This is a genomic window from Pantoea alhagi (assembly GCF_002101395.1).
Lineage (GTDB): Bacteria > Pseudomonadota > Gammaproteobacteria > Enterobacterales > Enterobacteriaceae > Mixta > Mixta alhagi.
Map to the genome: position 1 here is coordinate 854,805 of NZ_CP019706.1, position 26,882 is coordinate 881,686.

22 protein-coding genes are annotated in these 26,882 nt (G+C 53.6%); 1 reads left to right on the forward strand and 21 read right to left on the reverse strand.

Translation table 11 applies throughout. From position 1 onward, the window contains the following. Nucleotides 1-24: 24 nt before the first annotated feature. The 17 genes from B1H58_RS03975 to B1H58_RS04055 form a co-directional block, all read right to left on the reverse strand. On the reverse strand, nucleotides 25-306 hold the full coding sequence (locus B1H58_RS03975) for a hypothetical protein (protein ID WP_157130146.1): 282 nt from the start codon (nucleotides 304-306) through the stop codon (nucleotides 25-27). Between the two features lie 107 nt (nucleotides 307-413). Then, nucleotides 414-659 carry a hypothetical protein gene (locus B1H58_RS03980; protein WP_085068093.1) on the reverse strand — a complete coding sequence of 82 codons (246 nt, stop codon included), beginning with the start codon at nucleotides 657-659 and terminating at the stop codon, nucleotides 414-416. Further along, a complete protein-coding gene (locus tag B1H58_RS03985; RefSeq protein WP_085068094.1) occupies nucleotides 659-5,134 on the reverse strand; it encodes an RHS repeat-associated core domain-containing protein in 4,476 nt (1,491 codons plus the stop codon). The genes B1H58_RS03980 and B1H58_RS03985 overlap by 1 nt, the downstream gene beginning before the upstream one ends. Before the next feature lie 3 nt (nucleotides 5,135-5,137). Continuing rightward, nucleotides 5,138-5,578 (reverse strand): DcrB-related protein, encoded by a 441-nt coding sequence (locus B1H58_RS03990; RefSeq protein WP_085068095.1) that lies wholly within the window; start codon nucleotides 5,576-5,578, stop codon nucleotides 5,138-5,140. A 320-nt stretch (nucleotides 5,579-5,898) separates the two neighbouring features. Continuing rightward, nucleotides 5,899-6,618, reverse strand: a complete 720-nt coding sequence (locus B1H58_RS03995) for a hypothetical protein (protein WP_085068096.1) — start codon at nucleotides 6,616-6,618, stop codon at nucleotides 5,899-5,901. After that, nucleotides 6,615-9,170, reverse strand: a complete 2,556-nt coding sequence (tssI, locus tag B1H58_RS04000) for a type VI secretion system tip protein TssI/VgrG (protein WP_085068097.1) — start codon at nucleotides 9,168-9,170, stop codon at nucleotides 6,615-6,617. The genes B1H58_RS03995 and tssI overlap by 4 nt, the downstream gene beginning before the upstream one ends. A gap of 107 nt (nucleotides 9,171-9,277) precedes the next feature. Further along, nucleotides 9,278-10,186, reverse strand: a complete 909-nt coding sequence (locus B1H58_RS04005; RefSeq protein WP_085068098.1) for a DUF3829 domain-containing protein — start codon at nucleotides 10,184-10,186, stop codon at nucleotides 9,278-9,280. 70 nt (nucleotides 10,187-10,256) lie between these two features. Continuing rightward, a complete protein-coding gene (locus B1H58_RS04010; protein ID WP_085068099.1) occupies nucleotides 10,257-11,702 on the reverse strand; it encodes a serine/threonine protein kinase in 1,446 nt (481 codons plus the stop codon). 27 nt (nucleotides 11,703-11,729) lie between these two features. Beyond that, nucleotides 11,730-14,342 (reverse strand): type VI secretion system ATPase TssH, encoded by a 2,613-nt coding sequence (gene tssH, locus B1H58_RS04015; protein WP_085068100.1) that lies wholly within the window; start codon nucleotides 14,340-14,342, stop codon nucleotides 11,730-11,732. Between the two features lie 59 nt (nucleotides 14,343-14,401). Further along, entirely contained in the window at nucleotides 14,402-15,427 is a 1,026-nt protein-coding gene (tssG, locus tag B1H58_RS04020; RefSeq protein ID WP_085068101.1) for a type VI secretion system baseplate subunit TssG, read from the reverse strand. After that, nucleotides 15,424-17,298: a type VI secretion system baseplate subunit TssF gene (gene tssF, locus B1H58_RS04025; protein WP_085068102.1), complete on the reverse strand. Its 1,875-nt coding sequence runs from the start codon at nucleotides 17,296-17,298 to the stop codon at nucleotides 15,424-15,426. The genes tssG and tssF overlap by 4 nt, the downstream gene beginning before the upstream one ends. A 2-nt stretch (nucleotides 17,299-17,300) precedes the next feature. After that, nucleotides 17,301-17,870 (reverse strand): type VI secretion system baseplate subunit TssE, encoded by a 570-nt coding sequence (gene tssE / locus B1H58_RS04030; protein ID WP_085068103.1) that lies wholly within the window; start codon nucleotides 17,868-17,870, stop codon nucleotides 17,301-17,303. Then, complete coding sequence (locus B1H58_RS04035; protein ID WP_085068104.1) at nucleotides 17,863-18,693, reverse strand: type VI secretion system accessory protein TagJ; 831 nt, start codon at nucleotides 18,691-18,693, stop codon at nucleotides 17,863-17,865. The genes tssE and B1H58_RS04035 overlap by 8 nt, the downstream gene beginning before the upstream one ends. Nucleotides 18,694-18,712: 19 nt before the next feature. After that, nucleotides 18,713-19,693 (reverse strand): hypothetical protein, encoded by a 981-nt coding sequence (locus B1H58_RS04040; protein ID WP_085068105.1) that lies wholly within the window; start codon nucleotides 19,691-19,693, stop codon nucleotides 18,713-18,715. 20 nt (nucleotides 19,694-19,713) lie between these two features. Next, complete coding sequence (locus B1H58_RS04045; RefSeq protein ID WP_085068106.1) at nucleotides 19,714-20,508, reverse strand: PP2C family protein-serine/threonine phosphatase; 795 nt, start codon at nucleotides 20,506-20,508, stop codon at nucleotides 19,714-19,716. After that, a complete protein-coding gene (tagH, locus tag B1H58_RS04050; RefSeq protein ID WP_085068107.1) occupies nucleotides 20,508-22,490 on the reverse strand; it encodes a type VI secretion system-associated FHA domain protein TagH in 1,983 nt (660 codons plus the stop codon). Before tagH ends, B1H58_RS04045 begins: the two co-directional genes overlap by 1 nt. 219 nt (nucleotides 22,491-22,709) lie before the next feature. After that, a complete protein-coding gene (locus tag B1H58_RS04055; protein WP_085068108.1) occupies nucleotides 22,710-23,525 on the reverse strand; it encodes a lysozyme inhibitor LprI family protein in 816 nt (271 codons plus the stop codon). A gap of 493 nt (nucleotides 23,526-24,018) precedes the next feature. On the opposite strand from B1H58_RS04055, the gene B1H58_RS20560 reads away from it, so the two are divergent. After that, nucleotides 24,019-24,186 carry a hypothetical protein gene (locus B1H58_RS20560; protein WP_157130147.1) on the forward strand — a complete coding sequence of 56 codons (168 nt, stop codon included), beginning with the start codon at nucleotides 24,019-24,021 and terminating at the stop codon, nucleotides 24,184-24,186. A 45-nt stretch (nucleotides 24,187-24,231) separates the two neighbouring features. On the opposite strand, the gene B1H58_RS04060 is transcribed toward B1H58_RS20560, so the two are convergent. The 4 genes from B1H58_RS04060 to B1H58_RS04075 form a co-directional block, all read right to left on the reverse strand. Continuing rightward, on the reverse strand, nucleotides 24,232-24,549 hold the full coding sequence (locus B1H58_RS04060) for a T6SS amidase immunity protein Tai4 family protein (protein WP_085068109.1): 318 nt from the start codon (nucleotides 24,547-24,549) through the stop codon (nucleotides 24,232-24,234). A 116-nt stretch (nucleotides 24,550-24,665) separates the two neighbouring features. After that, complete coding sequence (locus B1H58_RS04065) at nucleotides 24,666-25,148, reverse strand: Hcp family type VI secretion system effector (protein WP_085068110.1); 483 nt, start codon at nucleotides 25,146-25,148, stop codon at nucleotides 24,666-24,668. Between the two features lie 241 nt (nucleotides 25,149-25,389). After that, a complete protein-coding gene (locus B1H58_RS04070; protein WP_085068111.1) occupies nucleotides 25,390-25,806 on the reverse strand; it encodes a hypothetical protein in 417 nt (138 codons plus the stop codon). Next, nucleotides 25,803-26,801 carry a hypothetical protein gene (locus tag B1H58_RS04075; RefSeq protein WP_085068112.1) on the reverse strand — a complete coding sequence of 333 codons (999 nt, stop codon included), beginning with the start codon at nucleotides 26,799-26,801 and terminating at the stop codon, nucleotides 25,803-25,805. Before B1H58_RS04075 ends, B1H58_RS04070 begins: the two co-directional genes overlap by 4 nt. Between the last annotated feature and the right edge of the window lie 81 nt (nucleotides 26,802-26,882).

Sequence of the window (26,882 nt, forward strand, 5' to 3'; positions counted from 1 at the left end):
TTTCTTTCTAAAATATATATTTTATTAATCCGGTGATATTTTTATTAAATCAAAATTAATGACCTGACCATCTGCATGTAATTGCACGGCTCCACCTTTTCCGTACTCAGAGTATGCAGCTGCAAAAGGCTCAACTTTAGTAGGATAGGTATTATCATCCCACTTACGAACAAAGGCTGTAGGCTCGCCATTTTTGTATAACGGTAAAGTATCGAAGGCTCCATGCATGCAAGCATCACTCCATGCTGGGGCAATCTGGAAGCCATCTCTGGCAGCACTACCGGAAGCATACTTATCAAACCCCAAAATTTATCATAACTTATGAACTTTTCATTTAACTATTAAACTTTATATCAAACTGTTTGAAAATGATCTTCAAGGATTTCTAAATATAAAAAACTCAGCAAAATACTTCATTGCCATGAGTTAAGTATATTCATCCATACCTCCTCTTCTTCTTTAGAAGGTAAAGTGTAATCCTGGAATTTCCTTCTGTAGTCCATAAATAACTGATCTATGGCTCGGATAGTGACCGTCTCGTTGTTGCGGCAATCTTCTATAGTTTTCAACATTTCTTTTAAACTTCCTTCATCTTTAATTTCTCGGTTAAAAAAAACCTCAAGATAATCCAAAACTTCATTATAAGAATGATAATTCATTACTCCTCCGGCAAAATATTTACTTTGTCAAAATAGATCATTCTATTATCTGCATGTACTTGCTCCACTCCTCCTTTTCCATAATTCGGGTAAGCCTCGGTAAATGGTTCTAACGGCGCACCAATTTTATCACCGTACATTCTGGGGTGCCTTACTTGTGGAACTCCGTTTTCATAAAGCTGTAATGTATCAAAATCACCGCGTAGGCGGGCATCACTCCATGATTTATCTCTGGGATCTAATTTATTAACCTTATCTAACCCTTTGATTTGAAATGCATCTCTCGCCTCGATGCCTGTATTGAATTTCTTAAAACCAAAATAAGTTACTGGTGCTGCTTTATTATCAATAGTAGGTGAAGCCCAAGTATTAATACTACCATCGTCTTCAAGATACCTCATGTACCGATAAGCAGTGGAAGGCATCGTCGCACTTGGCCCCGCAGGTCCTACATAGAAGTCTGGTTTGTTCTTGTTTCCATTACTGCTGCACTTACTCAACCCCCAAGGGTCAATCCAGCTTAACGCATTCGGCGCATACTGATACAGGTTCAGCCCGCCCGCCAGTCCTATCGGGTCGGGCTGGGTAAACCGGCCGCTGTCCGGGTCGTAGTACCTGAACAGGTTATAGTGCAGGCCCGTCTCACGGTCAAGATACTGCCCCTGCATCCGCAGGTTCTGTGCGAATCCCGGTCCCTGCAGCGGCGTTTCCCGCAGCAGCTTCCCCCAGGCGCTGTTCTGTGCTTCCCAGCGCAGCTCCCCTTCCGCATCCGTCAGCCGCTCCGGCGTGCCGTTCGGCTGGCAGTGGAACCAGTAAATCTCCGGGTCCGTCACGCCATCAATGCGCGCCAGCGGCTCGTAACTTCCCTCATCGCTGTAGACATACGTCAGCGGCACCCCGTCATGAATTTCCTGCAGCAGACGGAAGCCGTCCCACACAAAGCGCGTGGTCACCGCTTTCCCCTGCGGCTGTCCGTTCAGCAGCTGGCGGCGCGTTTTGCTGATGCGCCGGCCCAGCGGATCGTAGCGGAAGCTCACCTGCGTCTGCGGTTTGTTGCGGTCCTTCGGCTCACACAGCACTTCCGTCAGCCGGTGTTCGCCATCGTAGCGGTAGCGCCAGCGCATCCGCGCGCTCTCTTTCTCCGTGGTGCGCCCGTGAATGTCATACTGCCAGCAAATACCGTTCAGCTGCGTTACCCGGTTATGGCGCACCGGCAGTGCAGTGCTTTCCAGCGGGTTGCCCGCCGCATCCCAGCGCCACTGCTCCTGCTGTATGCCATCCTGCGTCAGCAGTCGTCCGCTGCCGTCATACTGCCAGCGGGTGGCATTAAACGGATTATCGTCGCGCTCTTCACGCACCGGCTGGTTGCGCCAGTCATAGTCCCAGCGCCGTGACCAGCGACGCGGAGCCGGACGCTGCGCATGTCCGGTAAACACGTCCCGCCGCTGAATGCGTCCCAGACGGTCATACGCCGTGCGGCTGGTCAGCAGCCCCTGGGTCCGGCTCACCTCGCGGTGCAGCGCGTCACGCGTAAAGTCGCTGACCGGCAGGCTGTCCAGCGCAATGCTCAACAGATGGCCGCTGCCGTAATAAAGGTGCTTGAGCTGACGCCCGTCCGGCAGCGTCAGCGCGGTGCGGTTACCCAGGGCATCGTAAGTGCGGTTCAGCGCGCCGTTTTCGCCCTGCTCGCTGATAACGCGCCCCAGCGCATCATACTCAAACGTCAGCTCCTGCTCGGCTTCGCGGCTCCAGGCATTAACGCCCAGCACCGCATGCTGCGTAATGCGCTCCGGCAGCCCGCTCCTGGTATAATGCCAGCGCGTCTGCCCTTCCGGGGTGGTGCGCGCCAGCAGCTGACCGGCTGCGCTCCAGGAGAAAGTGTGGGTAATGGCTTCAGGATGACCGGCCGCAAAGGTGCGCGAAATCGTGCGCCCGCAGGCATCATAACCGTAACGGGTGATCACCCCATCCAGCCCGGCCTCTTCCAGCAGCAGCGAGTCTGCTCCCCAGCGAAAGCGGTAAGCTTCACCGTTCTCGTTATGCAACGCCGTCAGCCTGCCGCGGCTGTCCCAGCTGCGGCGGACCTCTTCGCCCAGCGCATTACGGGTGGCAATCAGACGCCCGGCTGCGTCATAGCTGAACTCGCTGCGTTTTCCGTCTGCAGCTTCATGTGCCTGCGGCAGGCCGTTGCTGCTCCAGCTGAGCGACTCCAGCCAGCCCTCCGCACGTTCAAGCTGCACCGGGCGTCCGGCTGCATCATAGCGATAACGCGTCTCTTCGCCGTCAGGGGTAATCACCACTTCAGACCAGCCGAGCGGATGGTAACGCCAGCGCGTTATGCGACCGGAACAGTCGGTGGCGCGGATAATCTGCCCCGCCTCGTTATATTCCTGATAACGCGTGTTACCAGCCGCATCAACCTCCTCCGTTACCTGACCATATTCGTCACGACGGTAAAGCGTGCTTTGCCCCAGCGCATCGACAATCCGCGCCAGTCCATGATGTTCATCATAATAAAACCAGGTGGTTGCGCCATCCGGTGCGCTGATGGAGGCGGGTAGCGCCCGGTGTTCCAGCCAGCGAGTCGTCTGCGTATTGCCGTCAGCATCCGTTTCCTGTACCCGGTTGCCCATCTCGTCATAAACAAAGCTGACGGCATTGCCGAGCGGATCGATGCGCCGCGTCAGCTGTTCGTTCTCATCCCACTCGTAACGCCAGCTCTCGCCGCGCTCATCGACGAAACGGGTAATCAGCCCCTGCGCGTTCCAGTAGTGCTGACGAGTCTCTCCATCATACTGCGTGACGGTAGTCAGCCCTGCGGGGATGTCATAGGCGATATGGCAACCGTCGCCGGTACTGGTACGGTTTTCCACCACCCGCCAGTGATCGAACTTTTGCCAGCGATATTCACTTTCCAGCCCGCCCGGCAGGCGATGCCAGATCATCAGCCCCTGATCGTTATAACGATATTCACGCGTGATCACGCCACTGGCATCGGTGGCGGCGGCCAGTTGCCCGCGTGCGTCGTATCGCCAGGTCATCAGCGGCCAGTGATGCGTTCCGTCAAAATGGCTGGCGGCGGTGACACGTTCCGGGAAGCGCTCATCCTCATAGGCCAGCGTAACGTCAATGGCGCGAGGCTCATCGTGGATACGCACCAGCCGTCCGTGCTCGTCCCAGCCGGTTTCCAGACTGTTGCCATATTCATCACTGAGCGAGGCCAGCTTCAGCACGGCAGGGTTAGCACGTGTGGACTTGAACAAGCGCCATGTCGCACCATCGTCATCTGCAATCGCCACGTCGCCGCTCTCATTGCGCCGGACAATTATCCCTTCGCTGATACTGTAAAAAGCCTGGTTAACCGCAGGCAGCGTAAAGCGCAGCTCACGACCGGTTTCATCAAACCAGGTGACCTCATCGCCTTCCAGCTTCAGCCAGCTGTCAAAAGCGGTGGCCCAGCCCGCGCCAAATAGTCCTTCGCGCGTAGTCAGGCTGTTATAGCTGCGCTGCCAGCGCAGCGGAAAACGTCCCGGCAGGGAGAAATCAAGTTCGTTCTCGTCATTCAGGACCTTCACGCCGGTTGCGGCATGTACCGGGTGCGGCGAAGCGAATACCGCATTAACAGCCATATCTGCCAGCATGCCGCCGCCCGCTGCCGCCAGTGCGCAGGGCATGTTTTTCAGGATTTTACCGGGGCGGCCGCGGATCAATGAGAGGGCGATCATTGTCATCGCCAGGCCTGCCATTTTACCACTCTTGATATCGCGTACCGTCAGGGTTTCCCCACCGATAATCACATCAGGCGAGACCTTCTCCGAGACAGTGGCTTCACAGGTGGTGCGATCTTTCGCACGGACGGCGGGCTGACCGTTAATAAAAACGCTTTTAGAACCTTCCGCCAGATACTGCGGGCCAGCATGTTTATCACAGGCGACTTTATCCTGCTCCAGCGGCGAAGCGCCTGCAGCTGCCGATGCGACGGTCGGTTGCCACATCTCACTGCCAAACTGTTTAGCAGCAGACAGCAGCATACCGCCATAGTCGGCGAAACTGCCAGGCGGCTGTGGTTCAGGCGGTGGCGTATCACCTGCCACCGGTGCCCCTGCTGCACGGGCGGCGGGCAGACTGTTAATCAAAACATTGCTGGCACCGGTAATAATCTTTCCTGCCGGTGATGGTGGAAACAAAAAATTACCGATGCCGTCGGCGGCCGCGCTGATGTCATCGGTGATGCCAGCCACGTTCGCCAGCACGCCGCCAAGAATACCGCTCAGCACGCAGCTGGATCCTACAGCAGCAACACCTGCCGCCGCCATGCCAGCCCCCAGCGCAGGCGCGGCAACGGTTGCCGCCGCGGCTACAGCCGCACCGATTAACGCATAGGCGGCACCTTCCGCCACGATACTCGTGATATCAGCAAAAACACTGGAGTGGATGATTTCGTCGCCCTGACGAGCCGCATTGTTGTCACTCATACCTTACGAATTCCGGTTAGCATTCAGCGTCAGGCTTTGTTTAATCGCGTTCCAGCGCGGCGTATCCTCTTCACTGAAGGGTCGCTGAGCAGAAAGCGTAAAGATCAGCATCACCGGCTGGCCGCTTACCTGTACCGCCAGCTGTTTTTGCCACAGCTGCTGACCGTTACGGGTGAATGCGGTTTCCACTTCCACGGCGCGAATGTTGTTTTCCGGCCCGACGCTGACACGTTCAAAGGCGCTTTGCTGCACATCGCCCATCTGGGTACGCAATGTTTCCCACTGACGATGAAATTCCTGTTCAAAATCACTTTCGTCGGGTATCGGGCCACGGCTAATTACCAGCGACAGGCCGCTTTCTTCATCACGCAGGATATTGATAGTGGCGTCCTGCCATACAGCGGGAAATAAGGAAAAAGAGGCTTCCTGAAGGGAATATTTCATAGTCGATCCTTGCAATGCATAAAGGCCATTGTGCGGCAATGATTGAAAAACATCTCATGCGCAGTATGAGTTAATCGTTTATTTTTAGGCGTACAGTGTGGTAACTGCCATAGCTAAAAATTATTCCACAATGTATTTCTTATGAATAAAGCGCTTAGGGAAACACACAACTCCTGAACCATATTAAATCTTGCGGGAATTATACTATTCAGCAGGAATTTACTTACTAATAAGAAAACCCATAAAATTATTCAAAAATGTGCCAGCATAAAAACCATTTGATTTTTATCGGCACATTTCACCTGATATATTTTCATTTATTATTCCTGCCACTTCCCATACTGCTCAACTAATATTTTATTTTCTTGCCTTACTAAGAGTCGGGCAGGATTAAAGTCGACTCGATATTCAACATTACCATTTTTGAAAGCAGCGCCAATAACCTTTTGTGTATTAATATTGCTCACGGTTTTACCGGTTAATGTTAAAACACTGTTATCTTTATTCCTTACACCCTGATAATAAACTTTATCGCACACCTGAAGAAAATCACCACAACTATTGCGTATAGTAACAGTGAACTTATCAGTTAATAATGTTTTACTTACACCATTGGTGCCGCTTATTTCTTTTTCTTTATGCAGTATATAACTATCAGGGGCAGTATAATCCCCATCTTCAGGTTGTTTTAGAAGTTGCCATGACATAACGCCCTGATTAATAGTAAGCTGAGCCTTGCCGCCTTTCCCTCCGAAGGATGAATTGAACTCAACAAGCGCGGAGTCACCCTGAAGAGTGCCAGACAGGTTACTCTCTCCCTCTTCAGGACAGTCTATGCGCGCCCCACGTCGGCTAATATAACAATAGCTTCCACTGATATTCTGCTGCGTCTGCTTTATATCCAGTGACAGGGTAGATAACGGTTGATTCTCCGTATCATCTTTTTCACCAGACCATACGCCAGTGAAAGAAGAGGAAGCAAAAGCAGATACGCTTAAAAGCGCAGAAAAACATAACACTGATTTTAGGTATAATCTCATTCCAGTTCCACCTGTGAACAACGGTCTACACGATTAAGCCAGCCCGTTAGAAATTTTGCATTTGTAGGCTTACTGTCAGCAAGACTACGGTAATACGCCTTTCTAATATCTGCAATTCTTTCGGTTAGTTTCGATGAATCCGGTACACTATTCATCGCATCGATAGTTTTCGGCCCAATCGCACCATCTACGTTTAGATTTTGGCCAAATTCGCTGTTAAGCAGTTTTTGTATCTTTTTTCCAGCACCACCTGAGGTAATAGTCCAGTCATATGACATCAATGCCAGCTTTGGATCTTTAATGTTATTAAAACCTGATGGTTCCCAATAGCGTTTGCGGTAGATTACTTCTGCCTGTTCATTAGTTAACTTTTTCAAATTAGCTAACGTTGGCTCCACTCCCAAATCTTCTTTTGCATAACGCTGCCAGGTGGGCCAGGCGATACCTTTATTCGTTGCGCCTCCTGCATCGTCAGGATCATTTACATATCCGCCTTCATTTTGAAAAATAACTGGCGATATCTTTGAAAAATTATCGTTGTTATTTTCAGAAGGTAAAGGTGAAACAGGCGCTGCCGCTGTCTGATGATCAATTGTTTTTTTTTGAACAGGCGCAGCCCCTTTACTCCCCTTTCCCGGCGTAAACTTTGCCTCCACTGCCTGTTTGATATCCTGCTTGTGATTCGGCCCTGGCGCGGAGGTGCCTGGCTGCGCACCCGCGGTATTCAGGTTCAGCTTACCGCCGCTGGTGGTGATGTTGCCATCTCCCTCCACGAACAGGTTAAAGCCTTTTCCAACAAGGTTTATCTGCCCGTTGGCATTAAGTTCGATAGCACTGTTGCCGCATATCAGCCGTAGCTGCGATCCGGAGGCTAGCACATACTGCTCCACCACTGCGTCCAGTTTGCCCTGCCCGGTAAGGATCTCAGTACCACCTTTTACGGCCTGGGTCTGATTCGCCTCTACCCGGTGAAGTTCATTTTTACGTACGTAATGGCTGTGGTTGCTCCCAATACTGCGTGAGGCATCATTTTTCACGTTCACGTCCATATTGCGCTCGGCCTGGATCCACACCTGCTCCTCCCCCGCCCGGTCCTCGAAGCGCAGCACGTTGGCGTTGTCCGGCGTTCCGTCCTTGGACCGGCTCATGAACCCCATCTGCGTCGCCGCCCCCGGCAGCGCCCACGGCGGCATGCTCGCCGCGTTGTACACCCGACCCGTCACTATCGGCCGGTCCGGGTCACCGTTGATGAAGTCCACCACCACCTCGTCGTTCACCCGCGGTATCTGCACCCCGCCGTACCCCTGGCCCGCCCACGCGCTCGACACCCGCACCCAGCACGAGCTCGTCTCGTCCCCCTTCGACTCCCGGTCCCAGTGGAACTTCACCTTGATGCGACCGTAGCGGTCGGTGTATATCGACTCCCCCGCCGGCCCCGTCACCCGCGCCGTCTGCGGCCCGTGCGTCTTCGGCCACGGCGTCTCCGCCTCCTTCCGGTACACCACCTCCGCCGGCTGCACCCGGAACGTTATCTCATGCACCGTTTCCCCCTCCCCGCTGGCGTAGCGGTTCTCCTCCAGCCTGTAGCCCGCCTCCAGCGTCAGGTACGCCCCGTTGTCCTGCGCGTGCGGTGCGTTCAGCAGCGTGAAGGTGTACCCCGGCGCTATCCCCAGCGCCGTGCCCCGGCCCCCGGTCTGACGGTGCGATGCCTGCCACGCCTCCTGGCGCACCCGCACGTACTTCTCGCCCTCGGCGTGCTCCACGTACCGCCCCGGCCACTCATACACCTCCGTTCTCCCCGGCTGCGGTGCCGCCGGGTTCTGCCGCGCCTGCAGCAGCCACGCGTTCGGCTTGCGGAAGTCGTAGTCGTCGATGCTGCAGATGCCCGGCGTCACCCGGTCCTCCGCCGCCCAGTGGCTCACCCCCTCCTGGGACGTCACCCCGCCGCTGCCCGTGACGTGGTAGGGTATCGTCTCGTACCCCGGCCATGGCCCGTGCGCCTCCGGCCCGTCCGACAGTACCATCACGTGACGGTCCGACTCGTGGCGGAACCAGTAATAGATACCCTCCAGCTCCATCAGCCGGCTGATGAAGTCAAGGCTGCTCTCCTGGTACTGCACGCAGTACTCCCACTCCCGGTAGCGGGCCTTCAGCCGGTCCTCCACCTGCACCCCGTACTCCGCCAGCAGCTGATGAATTATCTGCACCGCCGTCTGCCCCTGGAAAATGCGTAAGTTGCGGTCCCGCTTCATCGGCCACAGGTCCGGCTCCACCGTCAGCGTGTACACCGCGTAGCGCGTGCCGCCCAGCTCCTCGCTGTGCACCGCCACCCGGGTGATTTTGCCGTTGAGGTGGCGCGTGCCCGCCAGAAAGCGCCCGGTGGGGATGTCCAGCGTCAGCGGCTGGCCCAGCAGCGCGTGGCGGTCGGCGCGGGCGTCGGGGCCCAGCAGCGTGACGGTGAGTTCGAAGGGGTGCGACAGCGCCTCGCGCCCCTCCAGCTTCCAGAAAAGCAGCCCCTCCTGCGGGAGCCGTGCGGTGATACGTTCAGACATAGGTGAGTTCCGTGCTCAGCGGGCCCGCGGATGCGGGCGATGATAATAAGGAAATGGGTTTGTTTCAGGAATGCGGCCTCAGAAAGAGGCCGCAAGAAATCAGTTTATTAACAGCTACGATGGCTATTTAATGCATGCACCAGCGCGTTAAAGGGCAAGATAATATTCTCTTGAATGACCTCTTCGCCATGTGCCTGTTGATTTATGGCGGCGTGTAATACAGAAATATAATCGTTAGCCGTATCGATAATACTTTTACAGTCTTGCTCACCCTGCTGTTGAATTAATTTATTCCAGCCAGCGGAAAGTTGCTCTAACGTCTCAACTTCATTATTAAGGATTTTATCTTCAGCGGGCGTTCTGTCTTCTGTTAAATCACGCAGCGCCTGACGTGAAAGATAAACTATGCCGTTGCGATAATGCTCTACGCTATCTGCTGGCGAGCTCTCATAGGCAATTTTTATCCGCTCGCTATTGGCAGCAGAAATGGCTTTCAAAAAAGCGTTCCGCTTCGTCAGCAGCGCGTTAAAGGCATCGACATATTCAGCATCGCTGCGCCGTGCCAGCTCGCCATTATCCGTTAACCAGCCTTTATTCTTTTGATAATCATACAGTTTTTCGCTGAGAGGAAGCAGCTTATTGATACTGGCCTGATAAGCCTGCGCCGCGCTGTCCAGCTGTGGTAGCGGGCCCGGCAGGCTTAAGCCTTTATCCAGCCACTCATTGATATTGTGAAATATTGATGGATTGATCACGGCATAAGCTGTCAGCGGCACATTGGCCGTGAGCTGTGGCTTACTCTCCTGTTGATAGTGATACAGAGCTTCAGGCAAAGAGTAAAAATTAACGCTGGTTTCACTGTTTGCCGCCTTAGTAAACGCGGTGAACTTATCGTTAATTTGAGTTTGTACAGCGGATGCAGCTGAGTTTTTAGGGTTATCAGAGGATTGATCGCATGCACTAATAAAAAGTGCCAGCGTTAGGGTGATTAACAGGCGCCATGGATTATTTGCCATTTCCTTTCCTGTAATTATTTTTCCGGAGAATAAGTGGCCATCTTAAAAAAGAGGGCCACTCTTTATTACCTTAGCTTTGCGGATTAATCAACCAGACGCCTGCACGATCCACGGTAATTTTCTGTTCACGCGATGTACCCTGATTGGTCACGGTAAACGTATATTCCCCTGGCGGCAGCTGAAGCGAGGCAAAGCCGTTGGGTGACGGCACCAGCGCCTGCTGATTGCCATTTAACGCCACATCGTCGCCCAGTCGCAGTTTAATATAAACCTGAGCAATCGGCTCCGGCGCAGGCGGCGGCGTTGCCGGTTGCGCAGCAGGCTGTAGCGCCGCGGCCGCTGGGGCGCTGTTGGCCGCCGTTTGCACCGGCGCGCTGACAGCAGAAGCCGACTCCGCGCTGTGCGGCTGTGCCGTCGCGGTGGTTGGCGTATCATCGCCGCTACCGGCGATCATCGCGCCAACGGCAATACCCACCAACACGCCTGCCGCCGCCAGCCCTGGCCACATATAGCGTTTCAGCGGCGACGTGGCCACAGGCGCTGGCGCTTCCGGCTCTACCGGCACCAGCATAGTGCCTGGCCCTTCGAGATTAACATTCAGAATGTCGTTCAGATCGGAAACCGTCAGCTCCATTAGCGCGGCAAAAGCATCAATCGACTGCGGACGATCTTCCGGCTTCAGCGACAAGGCTTTATCAATCGCGTGCAGCAGCGGCAGCGAGAACCCGGCCGGGCGCTGTTCGGCCAGCGGCTGGTAGTTATCCTCAATACTGCGCACCACGCTAACCGGCGGCGGCGCGCCGACAATCAGCGTATGCAGCACCGCACCCAGCGCATAGATATCGGTCCAGGGCCCCTGCTCGCTTTCATTATTGTCGCTGTACTGCTCAATTGGCGCAAAGCCGGGCCGCAGCATGGTTTCAGTCTCATCAGAGAGATTGCCGATCGTCTGGCGTGCCGAGCCAAAATCCAGCAATACCGGCATCATATTTTCCTGGATCTGAATATTATCCAGTGAAATATCGCGATGCAGATAACCTTCCTGATGGATGGTGTTGATAGCGCCAAACAGCGGCGGCAGCAAGCGACGGATCCAGGTTTCATTCACCAGCTCAGGGCGCTGAGCGGCCAGGCGCGACAGCGTGGTGCCGCTGTAAAATACCGTTCCCATATAGGCAGTATCGTTTTGCACCCAGAAGCGCAAAACGTGCAGCAGGTTCGGATGGTTAAAACGCGCCAGCAGCCGTGCTTCCTGAATAAAGCTGTTCAGTCCGGCATGGAACGTTTTGCTAAAGCGTTCGCTGCGCAGCACCAGATTAAGGTCATCGCTGCGTACCGCCAGCGAAGAAGGCATAAACTCTTTGATCGCAATGGTGCGCTCAAGCTGATGATCCCAGGCGCGATAAACGATACCGAAACCGCCGCCGCCAATTACTTCCCTTATTTCAAACTCATTAAAACGGTACCCAATCGGCAATGCGTTTGGCACCGTCCGGTTGTTATCGTGTTCTGCCATGATGGACAACTCTCTGATAGCTAAAGCTTACGCCTCGAACTGACACTGAAACTCACCCTGGTCAAAACTGACGCGCAGGTGACGGTAGCGCTGATCATGTGCGCTGGCCGTGAGCAGGATCTGGCTCATTTGCGGCAGCAGCGTATTGGTCAGGATGGCATCGACCATGCGTCCGCCCGATTCCACTTCGGTGCAACGCTGGACAATCTGGCTGATCACGCTCTCATCGATTTGCGAGATGATACCGTGATTTTCTTCAAGACGACGCTGGATGCGTTTTAGCTGCAGGCGAACAATCTCGGCCAGCATTGTATCGCTTAACGGATAGTAAGGCACAACCAGCAAACGACCAAGCAGAGCCGGTGGAAAGACTTCCAGCAGCGGGCCGCGCAGCGCGGTGGAGAGCGCTTCCGGCTCCGGCATCAGCTCAGGATCGGCGCACATGGCGCTGATAAGCTGTGTGCCGACATTAGAGGTCAGAATAATAATGGTGTTGCGAAAATCGATATGACGCCCTTCGCCATCCTCCATCCAGCCCTTATCAAATACCTGGAAAAAGATCTCATGCACGTCCGGATGCGCTTTTTCAATTTCATCCAGCAGTACCACGCTGTAAGGGCGACGTCTTACCGCTTCCGTCAGCACGCCGCCTTCACCATAACCAACATAGCCCGGAGGCGCGCCTTTCAGGGTGGAGACGGTGTGCGCTTCCTGAAACTCGCTCATATTGATGGTGATAATGTTCTGCTCGCCGCCGTACAGGGATTCAGCCAGCGCCAGCGCCGTTTCGGTTTTGCCGACGCCGGAAGGGCCGCATAACATAAAGACGCCGACCGGTTTATTCGGATCGTCCAGCCGCGCGCGCGAGGTACGTACGCGTTTAGCGATCAGCTCCAGGCCATGATGCTGGCCAATCACCCGCTCGCTGAGCGTATCGGCCAGGTTCAGCACCGCATCGATCTCATTTTTGACCATTCGTCCCAGCGGAATGCCGGTCCAGTCGGAAACTACCGCCGCCACTACGTTGGCATCAACCGCCGCGAACAGCAGAGGCGCTTCGCCCTGTAGCGTGCTGAGCGCCTGTTGTTTTTCCGCCAGCTGCTGCTGTAGCGCTGACAGGTTGTCAGCCTGCTCGCCATACAGCTGCGCACGCAGAGCAATGATCGCCTCCACCAGCTCACGCTCCTGCTGCCAGCGTGCCATCAGCGTATCGCGTTCCTGAGTCAGCGTCGCCAGCTGGGCGTCTAACTGGGCGATCCGCTCGCTAACATCGGATGAAAGCCGGGCTTCGCGCTCAGCAATTTCACGTTCGATCTCCAGCGCGGCGATACGATGCAGACAATCTTCCAGCTGCGGCGGCTGTGCGCCCTGGCTAACGGCCACGCGGGCACAGGCGGTATCCAGCAGCGCCACCGCTTTATCCGGCAGCTGGCGCGCAGGAATATAGCGATGGGAAAGTTTCACCGCCGCGCTGACCGCTTCATCCAGCAGCAGCACATGATGATGTTTTTCCAGCGTGCTCACCGTGCTGCGCAGCATGAGCAGCGCTTTTTCTTCGTCAGGCTCATGAACCTGCACCGTCTGGAACCGACGGGTCAGCGCCGGATCTTTCTCAATATATTTTTTGTATTCTGCCCAGGTGGTCGCGCCGATAGTACGCAGTTGACCGCGCGCCAGCGCCGGTTTTAACAGGTTGGCGGCATCGCCAGTGCCCTGCTGCCCACCAGCGCCCACCAGCGTATGAATTTCGTCAATAAACAGCACAATCGGCGTTGGGCTGGACTGCACTTCATTAATCAGCGCCTGCAGACGCGCCTCAAATTCGCCTTTCATACCGGCACCCGCCTGCAGCATGCCCATATCCAGCAGCCAAAGCTGAACATCACGCAGTGGCGGCGGCACGTCACCTGCGGCAATACGCAGCGCCAGCCCTTCTACCACCGCTGTTTTACCCACGCCCGCTTCGCCGGTCAGCAAGGGATTGTTCTGCCGACGGCGCATCAGAATATCCACCATCTGCCGGATCTCTTCATCGCGACCAGCAACCGGATCGATTTTGCCTTCACGCGCACGCGCCGTCAGCTCCTGCGCATACTGCGCCAGCGTCCCTTGCTGCTGCGGTGCCGCCAGTGAACTTTCCGGCTGCGCGGCCGCCTGTTGCGCCTCTTTACTGTTGGCAAAAATCGCCCCGAACTGCTCCATCAGCAGATCGGCGCTCAGGCGGCTGAACTGCGGCGAAATGCTTTTCAGCACGTTGGCAAGATTGAAGGTTTTTAGCATACCGATCAGCAAGTGGCCGCCACGGATCCGGGTCACGCCAAATTTCAGCGAGCCGTAAACCCAGGCGCGCTCAACGGCACTGTCGATATGCTCTGAGAGATCAGAAACCGCGCTGGCTCCGCGCGGCAGGCGATCCAGCGCCGCGACGATATCGCGCGTCAGTGCTTCTTCATCAAGAGAAAAATAGCGGATCAGCTGCTGCAGATCGCCATCCTGATGCTGCATCAGCTGATGCAGCCAGTGAACCAGTTCAACATACGGGTTGCCGCGCAGCTTACAAAAGGCCGTCGCGCTCTCCAGCGAAGTAAATAATAGCGTGTCCAGTTTGCCGAACAGTACGGCGCGGCTGATTTCTGACATGATGATCTCTGACGGATAAGTTAAGGGTCTAAAATGAGAGTAAAATCTGAGGGGCTTCCTTACCCCTCCGGGCTGAAGGTTAAATCGCCGCGCGGCTGGGGAATCGGCTGTTTACCGAGCCAGGCGCTGTAACCGAGACGTCCTTCGCTGCCGGGTATCGTGCCCGGCACCTCATCGCTTGCCAGCAGCAGCCGCACTTCCCAGACATATTCAATGCCCAGATACTGGCGTACCCAGTCGCGCAACTCTTCCGCATGCCTCTCGCCGGGTAAAAACTGCTGATAACGCGCCAGCGACAAGGGACCAATTTCGATGCGCAGCTTATGCTGCACGTCACGCACCGCCACGCCCAGAAAAGCGGATTCGCCAAGCCGTGACATCTGGCGTCCTGCGCCCAGTCGGGCACGTTCGCGCTTATCCAGCGCCAGCCACTGCGGCAGATTTTGTTCGATGCGCACCGGTACGCCAAAGTAATGCCGCAAAATTTTTTCCAGCCCTTCCGCATCACGCGTATGGCGGCTAAGGTGGCCCGCCAGCATCAGACGGGCATGCTCGCTTAAAGAGCCTTTCTTGCGCTGCGCGGGCTGACCCATGCCGATCAGGCTGGCAAGGTAACTGTCAAAACGCTGTCCATCCGGACGATCGAGCGAAACCGTAGGCTGCGCATCAGCCCATGCGCGGTAAAACAGTAACGTCAGGCGATGGTGAAACAGATCGGCAAAGGCGGTCAGGCTGGGATCCTGATGATGATAAAGACGCTCACGCGCGTGCTCCGTCATATGAATCGGCAAAGGCCCGTTAGGACCAAACAGACCAAAACTCAGGATCGAAACTTCATGCAGCTCGCTCTCTTTACGCGCGCTGACCGCTGCAAGCGTCGAGGGTGCAAAAGCCAGAGAAGGCATCTGACCGATACGCAGCGGCTCGTGACGCGGCAGCGGCGCGCGTCCCAGCGGATATTTCTCGCCGCCCTGCGCATCGATCCGTCGTAGCATCTGAAACAGATCGTAGCGCCACGGCGTCTGCATCAGCCCGTTCCAGAACCCTTCCGGCAGGCGCTGTAAAATACGCACCGGCTTCGTCATATCAATGCCCTTTTGCCCATGCGCGGCGGCCAGTAACCTACCTCGCCACGCTGCTGGCTGTTCAGGCTCATCTCGGTAAAGCTGTTGCTGGCAACCAGACGCGAAAAAAGGCGCTCCAGTACGCTGCCGAACAGCCACGGGCTGCTGCCCGAGAACGCCTGTTCATCAACGGTTAATTCAATGCCGATGCCGCGTGCGAAAACAATCGGTCCTGGCTCCGGCACCCGGCGATTGACCGGGCGTAGCTGACAATGGCGAATGCCTTCAATCTGCCGCGCAACGGAGGCTTCCGCCAGATTCGCATACAGAGCCAGCATCTGGCGCAGCGCGGCGGCGCCTTCACCATTATCGCTATCCATCAGGCTGAGATAGTTCATCTGCAAATGGCTGATTAAGCGCCAGGCCGCCAGCCCTTCTGCCAGTGGTTCACGCGGCGGCGTCGGCCCTTTACGCATGGTTAACCCCGCGGCAGGCACCGAATCGGGCAGCTTAAAGCCCTGCTGGTCCTGTTGCAGCAGCATCAGCGGCAAATCACGGCTGGTACAGAGCACCTCGGCGGTGACATAACGCAGGTCGTCACGCCAGGGTGCATGTTGCTCATCCACCAGCGACAGGAAAACTTCCGAACCCACATAGCCGGTACGCGCACCGTAACGCTGTGCATGTTCCGACAGGGTGCGCTGTTCGCGCCGCAAAGAAAAATAGGCGCCGTAGTCGCCGCTGTCGTGGCTGTAGGTACTCCAGAAGGGACGGAAAATTTGCTCTTCACGCTGGCCTTCCAGCGTGCCGTACAGTTTCTGTACCGAGTAAACTTCATAATCCAGCGGACGAATATTATCGACCACTAAATGGTATTCATGGCTGCTTTCGCTAAGCTTCTGCCGTTCGGCCACACGCGGAAACAGGTTGATAACCGGCGTGCAGTGCAGCGCCAGATGACTGCTGTCCACCACGCGCTCCAGCGCAGGCTCCGCTTTATCAAGCAGCAGCACAATATCAAACTCGCGCTCGCCGTTAGCCTGCGCCAGCAGCGGGCGCAGCTGACTGATGCTGATAAACTGGAAGCGTGCCGGAAAGGCAAAATATTCCTGCAGCAGGCGATAGCCGTCAAAATTTCGCAGATCGTCCGGCAGCAGCGCCTGATCCGGCGCGAAGCCCTCCTGCGTTAAGGCATCATTGTTTAATACATGGCGGCGAGGCGTGGCGCCTGCGGTCTGGCAGAAGATACCGACCGTATGCTGCATCAGCAGCTCCAGCAACTTTAACGCCTCGATATCGGGACCGCTCAGGAAAAAGTCCAGCCGATCGAAATCCATATGATCGAGCGTGGTGGTGCTTTCACAGCTCAGGCGAATACGCAGCGCGCTGACCGCGCCGCGCTGGCTGAGGCCCATTTGCCCCAGCGGAATATCCGCCGGGACGCCGCCCAGCTCTACCTGTCTGATCTGCAGCGGCAGCAGCGTAACGTCATGCGCCGTGGTGTAGCTGCAGGTCACACCGTTTTTCTTCAGCAGCTGACTGTCCATCATGGTGCCGCGCGGCACCAGGAAACCGCGATTGATATCGCCCTTTTTACTGTCAGGATGCAGCTCGGCAATCGCCATTGAGGGTGTGGGCGCAAGATAGCCCGGGGCAATCATCTCCAGTAAACGCTGCGAAAAGCGCGGAAATTCCGCATCCATTTTTAGCTGGACGCGCGAGGTCAGAAAAGCGAAGCCTTCCATCATGCGCTCCACGTAAGGATCGGCGACATCAATACCGCGCATGCCCAGACGTCCGGCCACTTTCGGATAACGCTCCGCAAACTCCGCGCCCATTTCACGCAGGTACGCCAGCTCTCGGTTGTAGTATTCGAGCAGTTTACTGTCCATGCTTAACCTACATCTTTTAGCTCAAAATAGCCGTTTTCCAGATCCACGTCGGTGCGGAACAGAAACTCCAGCGGATAAGGTACGCACCACAGGCGCCCTTTGATTTCAATCGACAGCACGTTATGCAGATTGAGCGAGTGGGTATCGGAGATACAGCGCACCTGCAAACCCTGCGGCAAAATACGCGGTTCAAAGTTAATAATCGCTTCGGTCAGCTTGCGCTGAATATCATGCCATTCGATATCGGACATGCGCTGTCCGGCCAGCGGCGCGACGCCAAAATTAAGCACCGAACGGCGAACCTGACTAAAGGGTGCCAGGTCATGCTGGGCTTCGTTATTAATGGTATTAAACAGCCACTGCAGATCGCGCAGTACGTGCCGTCGCAAGGTGCTGTGCGAGATCAGCCGCTGGTTAGCCGACTCCTGACTTTTACCCGGTTCATTATCCATCAGGCGATCCAGCAGCGAAGGCTGGAGTTTATCGCGCACGTTCAGGGTCGATTGATCCTTACGAAAGCGATAGCCGCTGTGCAGCAGCTCAGCGCCGTCACCGGAACGTGAGTTACTCATCGGCCAGATCGCTGGCAACGAAGGTCAGCGTCTCCAGGCTCAAAAGGGAAAACTCAGCGCTATCATTCAGCCAGACCTTCTGCCCCTGACCGATATAGTGCTGCTGTGCTTCATCCAGCGGCTGCCATTCGGTCAGGCGCGCCAGACGCAGATCGTCCTGCGCCTGGGAGGCAAAAGGATAACGCACCGGTACCTGGCAAACCTGCTCAGAGCCATCCACCAACTGTACCAGCGTATGACGCCAAACCAGATCCGTAACGCTGGCAGGTGCCTGAAAGCGCATTTCGGTAATGGCGCTAAACGGCACCCAGAAATAGCCACCGTTTACCAGCAGCTCACACACCGGGCCAAGACGGCCATCACCGTCGGTCAGCCAGGCGAAAGGCTCTGCCTGCTCACTGCCCTGCATCAGCGCGCTGCCAGGATTAAGCGCAGCGGCCTCAAGCGCACCATTACGCAAATCATCCGCCTGCGCCCGCTCGCCCTGAATATCCGCCTGCAACGCGGCGAATAACTGTTCAGCCCAGCGATAAGCTTCGCCCGGCAGACGCGGTTGAGCCTGACCGGCAAACACCGCCGCACGCTGTTGCTCTCCCCTGATTGCCTGTTCCAGCAGCGTAACCGTCGGCTGCGCCTGCGGTTTCAGCGCCGCCCAGGATTTCAGCTGGGTTTGCGCCCGCGTCCAGTTGCCTGCCAGGCACAGCAGCTGAACAAAAGCTGCACGCAGATCGGCGTTGGCCGGGGCCGCTTTAATTTGCGCTTCAACGCGCGCCAGCGCATCATCCAGCGAGCCACCTGCCAGCAGTTGTTGTAAAGAGTGCATAGCGCTTCCTTTTTGCGGGTTATTTAATGGTGCGCCAGGCACCTGCGGCTGGGTCTTTCAGCTGCGGATGCAGCTCCTGTACCAGCTGAATGGTTAAAGGCGCATCGCTGAGATAAGGCGCCCACACTTTACGTACTTCGTTCAATCGCGCTTTTAACGCACCTTCATCGCTGGCTTCCGCCTGGTTCATCTGTACCGCCACGGTGCCGGTAGCCTGCCAGCCGTTAAAATCATTTGACCACGGCAGGATCAGCCAGCTCTGAGGCGAGCGTTCGTCAGTCAGCACCATGCGCTCGTTATTGACGGTGGTCATTTGCAGGCCGCGCTTGTCGCTTTTTGCAGCCAGACCGATAACCGGAAAGCCCTGCAGAAAGGTGACGGTGATATTTTTCGCTGCGCCATGGCCCACGCGCGTCATCTGCGCCTGCCCGCTCAGCCAGCCATCATCGGCACACTTCACGCCCTCTTTTGTTGGGACAAACAGCGCGCTGGAGCGATCGTCGTCACTCCACCAGGTACGAAAATGACAGCCGTCAAGCAGGCTGAACTGCAGCCAGGGTGTGGTATCTGCCGGAGGAGAAAGATCTTCCGGGTTAACCGCCGTCTCTGCTGGCGTGGCTGTTGGGGTTGCCGCAGTCGGTTCCGGCAGCGTGACGTTTACCTGCCAGTTGTTGGCCTTTGCTGCGCTGCCTTTTGCCAGCAGGGCTCCGTTGGCATCTTCCATCTGCCAGTTAAGCGTTGTCAGTTTGGTACACTGTTTTGTTTGTATCAGCGCGCCGACCTGTGGCAGAAACTCCTCCAGCACCGTCGGCGTTTTATTGCCTTTGGCAACGATACGCAGCGGCAGCTCGCGCGCGCACCAGTCCTCAGGCTTCTGGCTTTTAACGTTATCGATCCACACATCCAGTTTTTTAGAAGGTGAAGAGACAATATTGTAATTATCCGCCCAGGCGCTGGAGGCCATTAACAGCGTTAACGCGCCGGTTAACCAGTATTTCATAAGGGTCCCTTGAGAGTTATTTAATCGCGAAGCGGAATAAACTGCGCCGCTTCAGAAAGAGAATGCAGCAGCGTAGTATCCTGAGGCGAACCCACCCAGACCGCCATCGCGCTGTAGTTATCCTGCTCGCCGTCTGACTGCTCCTCGCTGTTTTTCAGCGCCTGATGCATCAGCGTCAGCCACTCTTCCGGCGTGTTGACCATATGCAACGCCTGCTGCATCTGCTGATGCGACACGCCGTGCCAGAAGCCATCGGTACACAATAGAAACGCATCGCCATCTTCAATCGGCACGACATCGCTGTAGCTGGCATCGCGCCCTTCGTCGCCCATTCCCAGCGCAAAATAGAGCAGGTTGCTGTTGATGCCTTCTGTCTGATGTCCGGCATCCTTCATCTGCTGAATCAGGCTGTGGTCGGTGGTGACGTGATACAGGTAGCCGCGCCGGAACAGATAAAGGCGGCTGTCGCCCGCATGCGCCCAGTAAGCCAGCTGATAATCACGATCGATAAACAAACTGACCAGCGTGGTGCCCATGCGGCTGTAATCAGGCTCGCTTTTCTGCTGCTGACGGATCGCCCGGTTGGCATTATTGATGTACCGGCGAATTTGCTGCGCATCCAGATGCGCATCGCCGTCGAACTGGTCGATAATGGTGTTGCGCGCCAGCCTGGCGGCCAGATCGCCGCCGGGAAAACCAGCGACGCCGTCACAGACCACGAAGCAGGCCGAGCGCTCTCCTATCATGTCGCCCGTCTGATCCTGATTGCTCTCGCGGGCGCCCTGATTCGACATTGAGGCAATGGTGATATTCATTATTCGTCCGAGGCGGTCTGTGAGTCTTTATACTGGTTAACTTCCATATCGTAAGCGTGCAGGAACGCTTCGCCGAACAGCGTATGGAAGTCATCTTCAATTTCACCAGCCGTTTCGTTATAGCGACGGTTAAAATGCTCCCACAGCGCCGCCTTACGGCTGCCGGGCAGCGAAAGGCGCGAAGTCACGCCTTCCTGACGCGCTTCCTCTTCCAGCTGCTGTGGATTAAAGGATTGCAGCATCGCGGCAATAATGGCGCGGATACCGGCAATCATCCCCAGCTGATGCGCCTGCAGATCCACCAGCGCATCGCGTACCGCCTGTTTCGGCGGCATAAAGCCCGGCATACGGCTGCCGAACATCTGCATCAGCACGGTTTTGCCGGATGGCAGCAGCTTGAACGGGTTATTGGCATCATCCAGGATAACGGTCATATCCGCTTTTACGCCGCGTTTCAGAATCGAGCGCGAGGACAACAGCGCGACCGTTCCCTGCGAGAACATGCCCAGCATCTGCCCCAGCTGCTGCATATTTTCCCGATCGAAATGCGGCGTCGGCTGCATATCATTTAGTCCCATACCATCCAGCAGCGCCTGCAACAGTTCACCCTGCAGCGCCTCTCCGCCGGAAGAGGCATTGTGCTGCTGACTGCTGCTGTTGCTGGCAACCGGATCGATACGCAAGCGCCCTTTCGGCGGTGGCGTAACGCTGCGCTGAACCGCCTGCGGCGTAGGCAGAGTGATACCACCATAATCGGGGACGTCCGGCTGTGGCGGTGCCTGATTAAACAGCGGAGAAGATTCAATGCTGTTTGGCTTATCCGCTGACAAATCTGCAAACAACGGCGAGGCGCTGAGCGCGTCATCATCGGCTTTTACTGCGTCGTTAAAGTCGGCATCCCGGGCGGCGCTTTGCTCATCGGCAAACAGGGAAGAAACGCTGGACGCGTTTTCCGCAGGTGCAACATCAGGGTTGGCCCCGGCGGCAGGCGGCTGGTCAGCAAAAAGCGGCGAACGCGCGATATCATTGTCATCGCCAAACAGATCCTGTTTGCCGGTCTCCGCCGAACGGGTTTCGGCCATAGCAGGCTGCTGCGTGCCGGGCGTTTCATCATCGGGATGCGCCAACGGCACCGCACTGCCCATCATCAGGCCCAGCGGATCGTCGCTGTTGATTTGCGCTGGCGTGGACTTGCCGCCGCCAAACAGCGCCAGCGGATCAAGCTCATCTGGTTTCGCTTTCGGCTGAGCAGCTTTATCAGCGGCAGGCTGCACCAGCGTGGTCGGCGTGCTGTCGTTGAAAATGCTCTCTGATTTAAACAGTTCATCCTGATTAAACAGCGCATCTGGCGTCTGGCTGCGACGATCGAGGCTCAGCGGCTCGCTGGTTTTAAACTGCGCCAGCGGATCTTCCGGGTTACGGTTTTCTGTTTGTGGCGCCGTTAACGGATGTTCCGTGGCCGCAGGCGCGGCGGGCTTCATCCGGCTGGTAGAGATGCTGTCAGCAATAGAAAACTCTTTCGCCAGGCTATCCCAGATTTCGCTGGGGATCGCCGCTGTGCCATCTGCGGCCTTTGCAAGCGGCGTTGGCTGAGCCTGCGGGGCGGGTACCTGTGGCGCAGGACGGGCCACCGGCGGCGCAACATGCGCTGCAGGCTGAGCAGTGGCATTCAGATCGTTAACCAGCAGACGGTACTCATCTATGCCCAGAATATCGCCATCCTGTAACTCGACCTGACGGCCCCGCTCCAGCGGAATATCATTCAGCTCGACGCGCGTCACGTTGCCACGGTTAGTGATCCGGCATTCGCCGTCGGCGGAAATGTGGACAATCGCCTGCAGGCGGGAGATGGTACGGTCGTTATCGGGCAGCACCAGATTGTTATCGACGCCACGGCCGATGGTGCCGCCGGGCGGTAAAAAGTCACAGCTGCTCTGCGGCGGCTGATGTCCCGGTTTATTCGTTATAATCGTAAAGCGCATAACGGTTTCCTGCGTTTGAGATATTCGGCATACAAACCGCGCAGGTCTCGGTGAAACTGGCGGGGTTTATACGAAGAAGTTAAATAAGCAATAATTCAATCGGTCAATGGCTAATATCGATTGGATATCTGGAATAAAGTTCATTGTAAATAAAGGAATCAGGCTCGTCTGTAAGGCAAATATAAACAGCGCTGACGAGCCGTTTTTCCTGGCGGATACTTATTTAGCGCTTTCCACCAGATCAGTTACGCGCGTCACCATTTGTTGCTTAATACACCTTTGCTCGTCCTTACAGGCGTTTCTTTCAATAAGCCAACGCTGCTGCTCACTTTTTAGTGCTGCTAATTTAGCTGTAACATCAACACCGGTGTTCTTAATTTGATGTACTGCCATTTGCCAGGCATCATTAACGCTGTGATCCCAACTGGCTAAATCAAAAGATGCACAAATAGCCTTTTCAGTTGTGGTTACCGCTTTTTGGCAATTAAAAGAAGGCGCTGCAGGCGCATCGGCTGGCAGTTTTTGTAAGGCAAGTAATGTATTATCGTCCCAATTAGTCAGGATCGTTTGTTTGCCCAGCTTTACCAACCAGTTATCAGTAGCTTCGCCTTTAGGCCCAAGCATGCCTTTCCCGCATTGGACAAAGACTGGAGTTACCTTATCAGTACCCTGCAATTCTAACGAATAATTATTTGATAGATCTTTACTGCTCTCTGCTCCGATTGTCGAGGCCAGAAGCTTATTTAATGTGATTTCAGGCTGCGCCTTTAATACAGGCTGCTCACAGCCGTGATTAAGTAACGGTTCGCCAGTAATATGATTGGTGGTAAACGACAACGTACGGCCAACCAGCGTCGGGTCATTCATTATGATAGATGGCCGCATTGTTTGCTGCGTATTAACATAAACTCTTTTTATCTGCCATTTACCAGCCAATAGCTCAGCGTTGTTTTGCTCAGCATTTGCTGTGAAGCTAAAAAAAAGAGCGCAACCTAACAGGGGCTGCATAAATAAACGCTTTAACTGGACAATCATAAATAGAAACTTTCCTCAAAAAAACTAAACGAAAGGCTATATATCCGCCTATGGCATACCTTTCAGAGGTATTACTAGCAATCTATATCTTAGTTAGCTGCTACTAATAAGTTGTATAGTTTCGAGCAGAGAGTCCCTTAGTTACGTTATATCCCAAAATCGAACTATTTTTTTCAAAAAAGTGTCCTTATTCATTTTTTCCAAAATAAAATGAGTGGAGCAGCGTTTTCCCAGAGAGTCATCATTTTTAATCTTGACCGCCACATCATATTCGCCAGGTTGTCATTTTAGTTCATTCCAAAAATACACTCTCCAGCCATTATTTCCTGTCCGTAATTAGCTTCTTCAGATGGTTTTACTGTTTCCCAACAATCAATTTTGCGCAAAGAAATTTAGGGGGAGCCGACTTTAAAAATACCGTTGCATCTATTTTCTTCAGAGACAGTAAAACACACCCCTCCCTGTTTAACCCTTACCGACAGAAGGTGATAAAATGGCTGAGCCAGATGACACTCCGAAAGAAATATTGCGAATCCAGGGACAATACTTTGATGTTCATGAGAAAGACTTTTTATCGCCAGGCTTTATTAAAATTTACTTCAAGAATATTATCATCTTTACTTTTACATTCTCTGAGCGTAGCCAAAAACCTCAGAATTAAAATTCAAAACTTTTATTCCTTGTTGTAATAATAACCTCAGCTATCTTAGCCATCTTCTTTTCCTTTATATTGCTTAACGATCTTTCCCAGTTCAGCACTATGATAAACATCGATACATTTAGCTAATGTCATTGGCTCGCCGGACTGGCTGGAATATGTTTTTGCAAGAAATTCGTCCACTACCTTTCTTACTGCACTATGGGCAGCTAAAGGGTAATCGCCAAACTCCAGATAACCACGCGCCGCAGCAGAAGCGTCATCTTTAACTTCCTTGCTATTATACCCTTTAGCAACACAGACGCTTAAAGCATAGTTTTTTATATATTGTTCAGCACTGTATTCTGATTTTGCACTGACTCGCATTGAAAAATCATAGCTGCAAGACAGATAAAGAAAATTGGAAATGGCGTATTCACTCTATTACTTTTAACAACGCTATCCATAAATATACCCGCCCGTAAACGGGCGGGTGAAAGCTATTACGCTTCTTTGTTTTCTTTGATGTTCCAGCCAGCGCTGCTTTCAGCGCCCTTACCGCCAGCAGAAGTCTGCTCCCAGTACTGCTGTTTAACTTTCGCAGCCTGGAATGCATAGGTCACACCTACGGTATCGCCGTTGTCGCTGCCGTTGTACTGAACGGAAGTCACCAGCACATCCTCCAGCGTGATTTTGGTGTACTCAATCTGCTGGCCGCCCGCTTTACATACTGACAGTTCAACTTTGGTCAGGTGCTTACCGCCGGCGCAATGCTTCAGGATAGCGGTAGTAGACTTGTCGATCAGCGCGTTAACGTGCAGATCGCTAAAGTTCACTTTACCCGCGCCGCCCCCGCCGCCAACAGCCATGTTGCCAGGCTGGGTTGCGCCCCAGGAGAAAGAAGTGATGTCGGTCCAGCCTTTGTGATTGGAGTCCTGAGACTCACCGGTTACACCATCAACCTTCAGGAACATATCAATAGCCATAATTATCTACTCTTTATTGGTTAAAGTTGCTTTCGATAAAGCAGTGATATGGCAAACAGGAAAGCATGGGGCTGAATAAAACAGTCCATATTTTACCTCTGCCTCGTTTCTGCCTGTTCTCAGCGAAAACAGACAAATATTAATTAGGGAGATATTACTTTCAGTCAATCAAGCCATTTTAAGAATACACTGCACACTACAGGTTTATTAAAAAAAGACGATTCAATTAAACGATATATTTCTAATAGTGATAAAATATGCTATGTAAGCATCCAAGAATAAGCGAAGTAACAAAAAGGAGTGCTTGTGTAAAGTGAGCTCGTCGCCAACTCCACATCCATGCAGTTTTTTCTTTTGGAAGATTATGCATATACTCATAACATGCCTTATCAACAAGCTTTCCTTTTTCAACATACATCTTTTTATCTTGAAGCAGCCTAACAAAGAATGCTATTTTCAAATAATAAAGAACGAACCCAAAATCACTACTTAAATTGCTAATAGGATCAATATAAAGCCCATTTTGTCTGTATTGCTTAAAGAAATCCTCATAATTATTTAAATGCTTTTTATATAAATAGTATGCATAAATGGTAGAAATAAAAAAGAAGATTACAAAAACGACAACAATTAAAAATAAAAAATGTTCCGTACTCATAGAATTAAATCCATAAAATAATTTGTTCCTTTTTCAGCAATAGTTCCGGATGCCGTGCCCACCGCTATACCACCGGCAACACCACATGCCAGCAAACCAGCTCCGCCAGTAGCTACACCTAAAGCAATGCAGAGGCTTGTTGCACCGTAAGCCCCTAATGTACCACCATAAATACTTGCTGCTGTGCTGGCACCAAATTTACTATACTCTCGTACCGCAACTTTCATACATTGATTTTCTCTACCTGTGGTACAAGCATGGTGCACTTCATTTGTTGTATTTAGACCAGCAAATCCGATTGCGACCCACCCACCAGCTTTCATATAACTTGCAGCTTTAGCAGCCCGATCGATATAGGTAGAGTATCCCTGAATCGCGCCCACTCCAGCAGTCTGCCAATCATGAACAATTGAGCGACTGGATAAGTTTAAAGCTCTTTTTATATCCTCATAAGGACGGAATTTTAAATTACGCTTTACTAAACCGTTTAAGTAAGAATCTAGCTCATTAAAGAGCTTTGCGCGCTCAACATAAAATTGCTGACCGATTAGCGATCCTTGCGTTCTAAACTGATTCTGGTATGCCGCTTCAATTTTTTTTAGTGTTTCAGTAATACGCGTGAAATACTTTTCTCCTGCATCGCTTACTGCGCCAAGGCTTTTGTCCATTATATTTGTTAATGCAGCAATAGTACCATAATGATTATTTAAAAAAGTAGCTGTGGAAACATCTTCCGTTGCTAACGCGTGAGTTACTCTCTTTTTAGCTTTATTCAACTGGTTAATCTGGCTGGCTTGATTTTTATTATTTGGATCAGCAACAATTAGTAACTGCCCTGGCTTTACCCACGGCGTGTCACTATTCAATTCCATGAACATTTTCATTGCCTCAGGATTTCTTTTATGAAAAAGCTCCTGTGCTTGTGATAACAATGTCCCTGGATTTTGAACAATACAAAAACCTGGCTGCACCTCAGAATTTTCAAGTGTTTTCATGATACTCTCCTGAAATAGGTTTATAATTACAGAGTTATTCACTATTGATTTAACTATTAAAAAACACCCTATATCATTGTC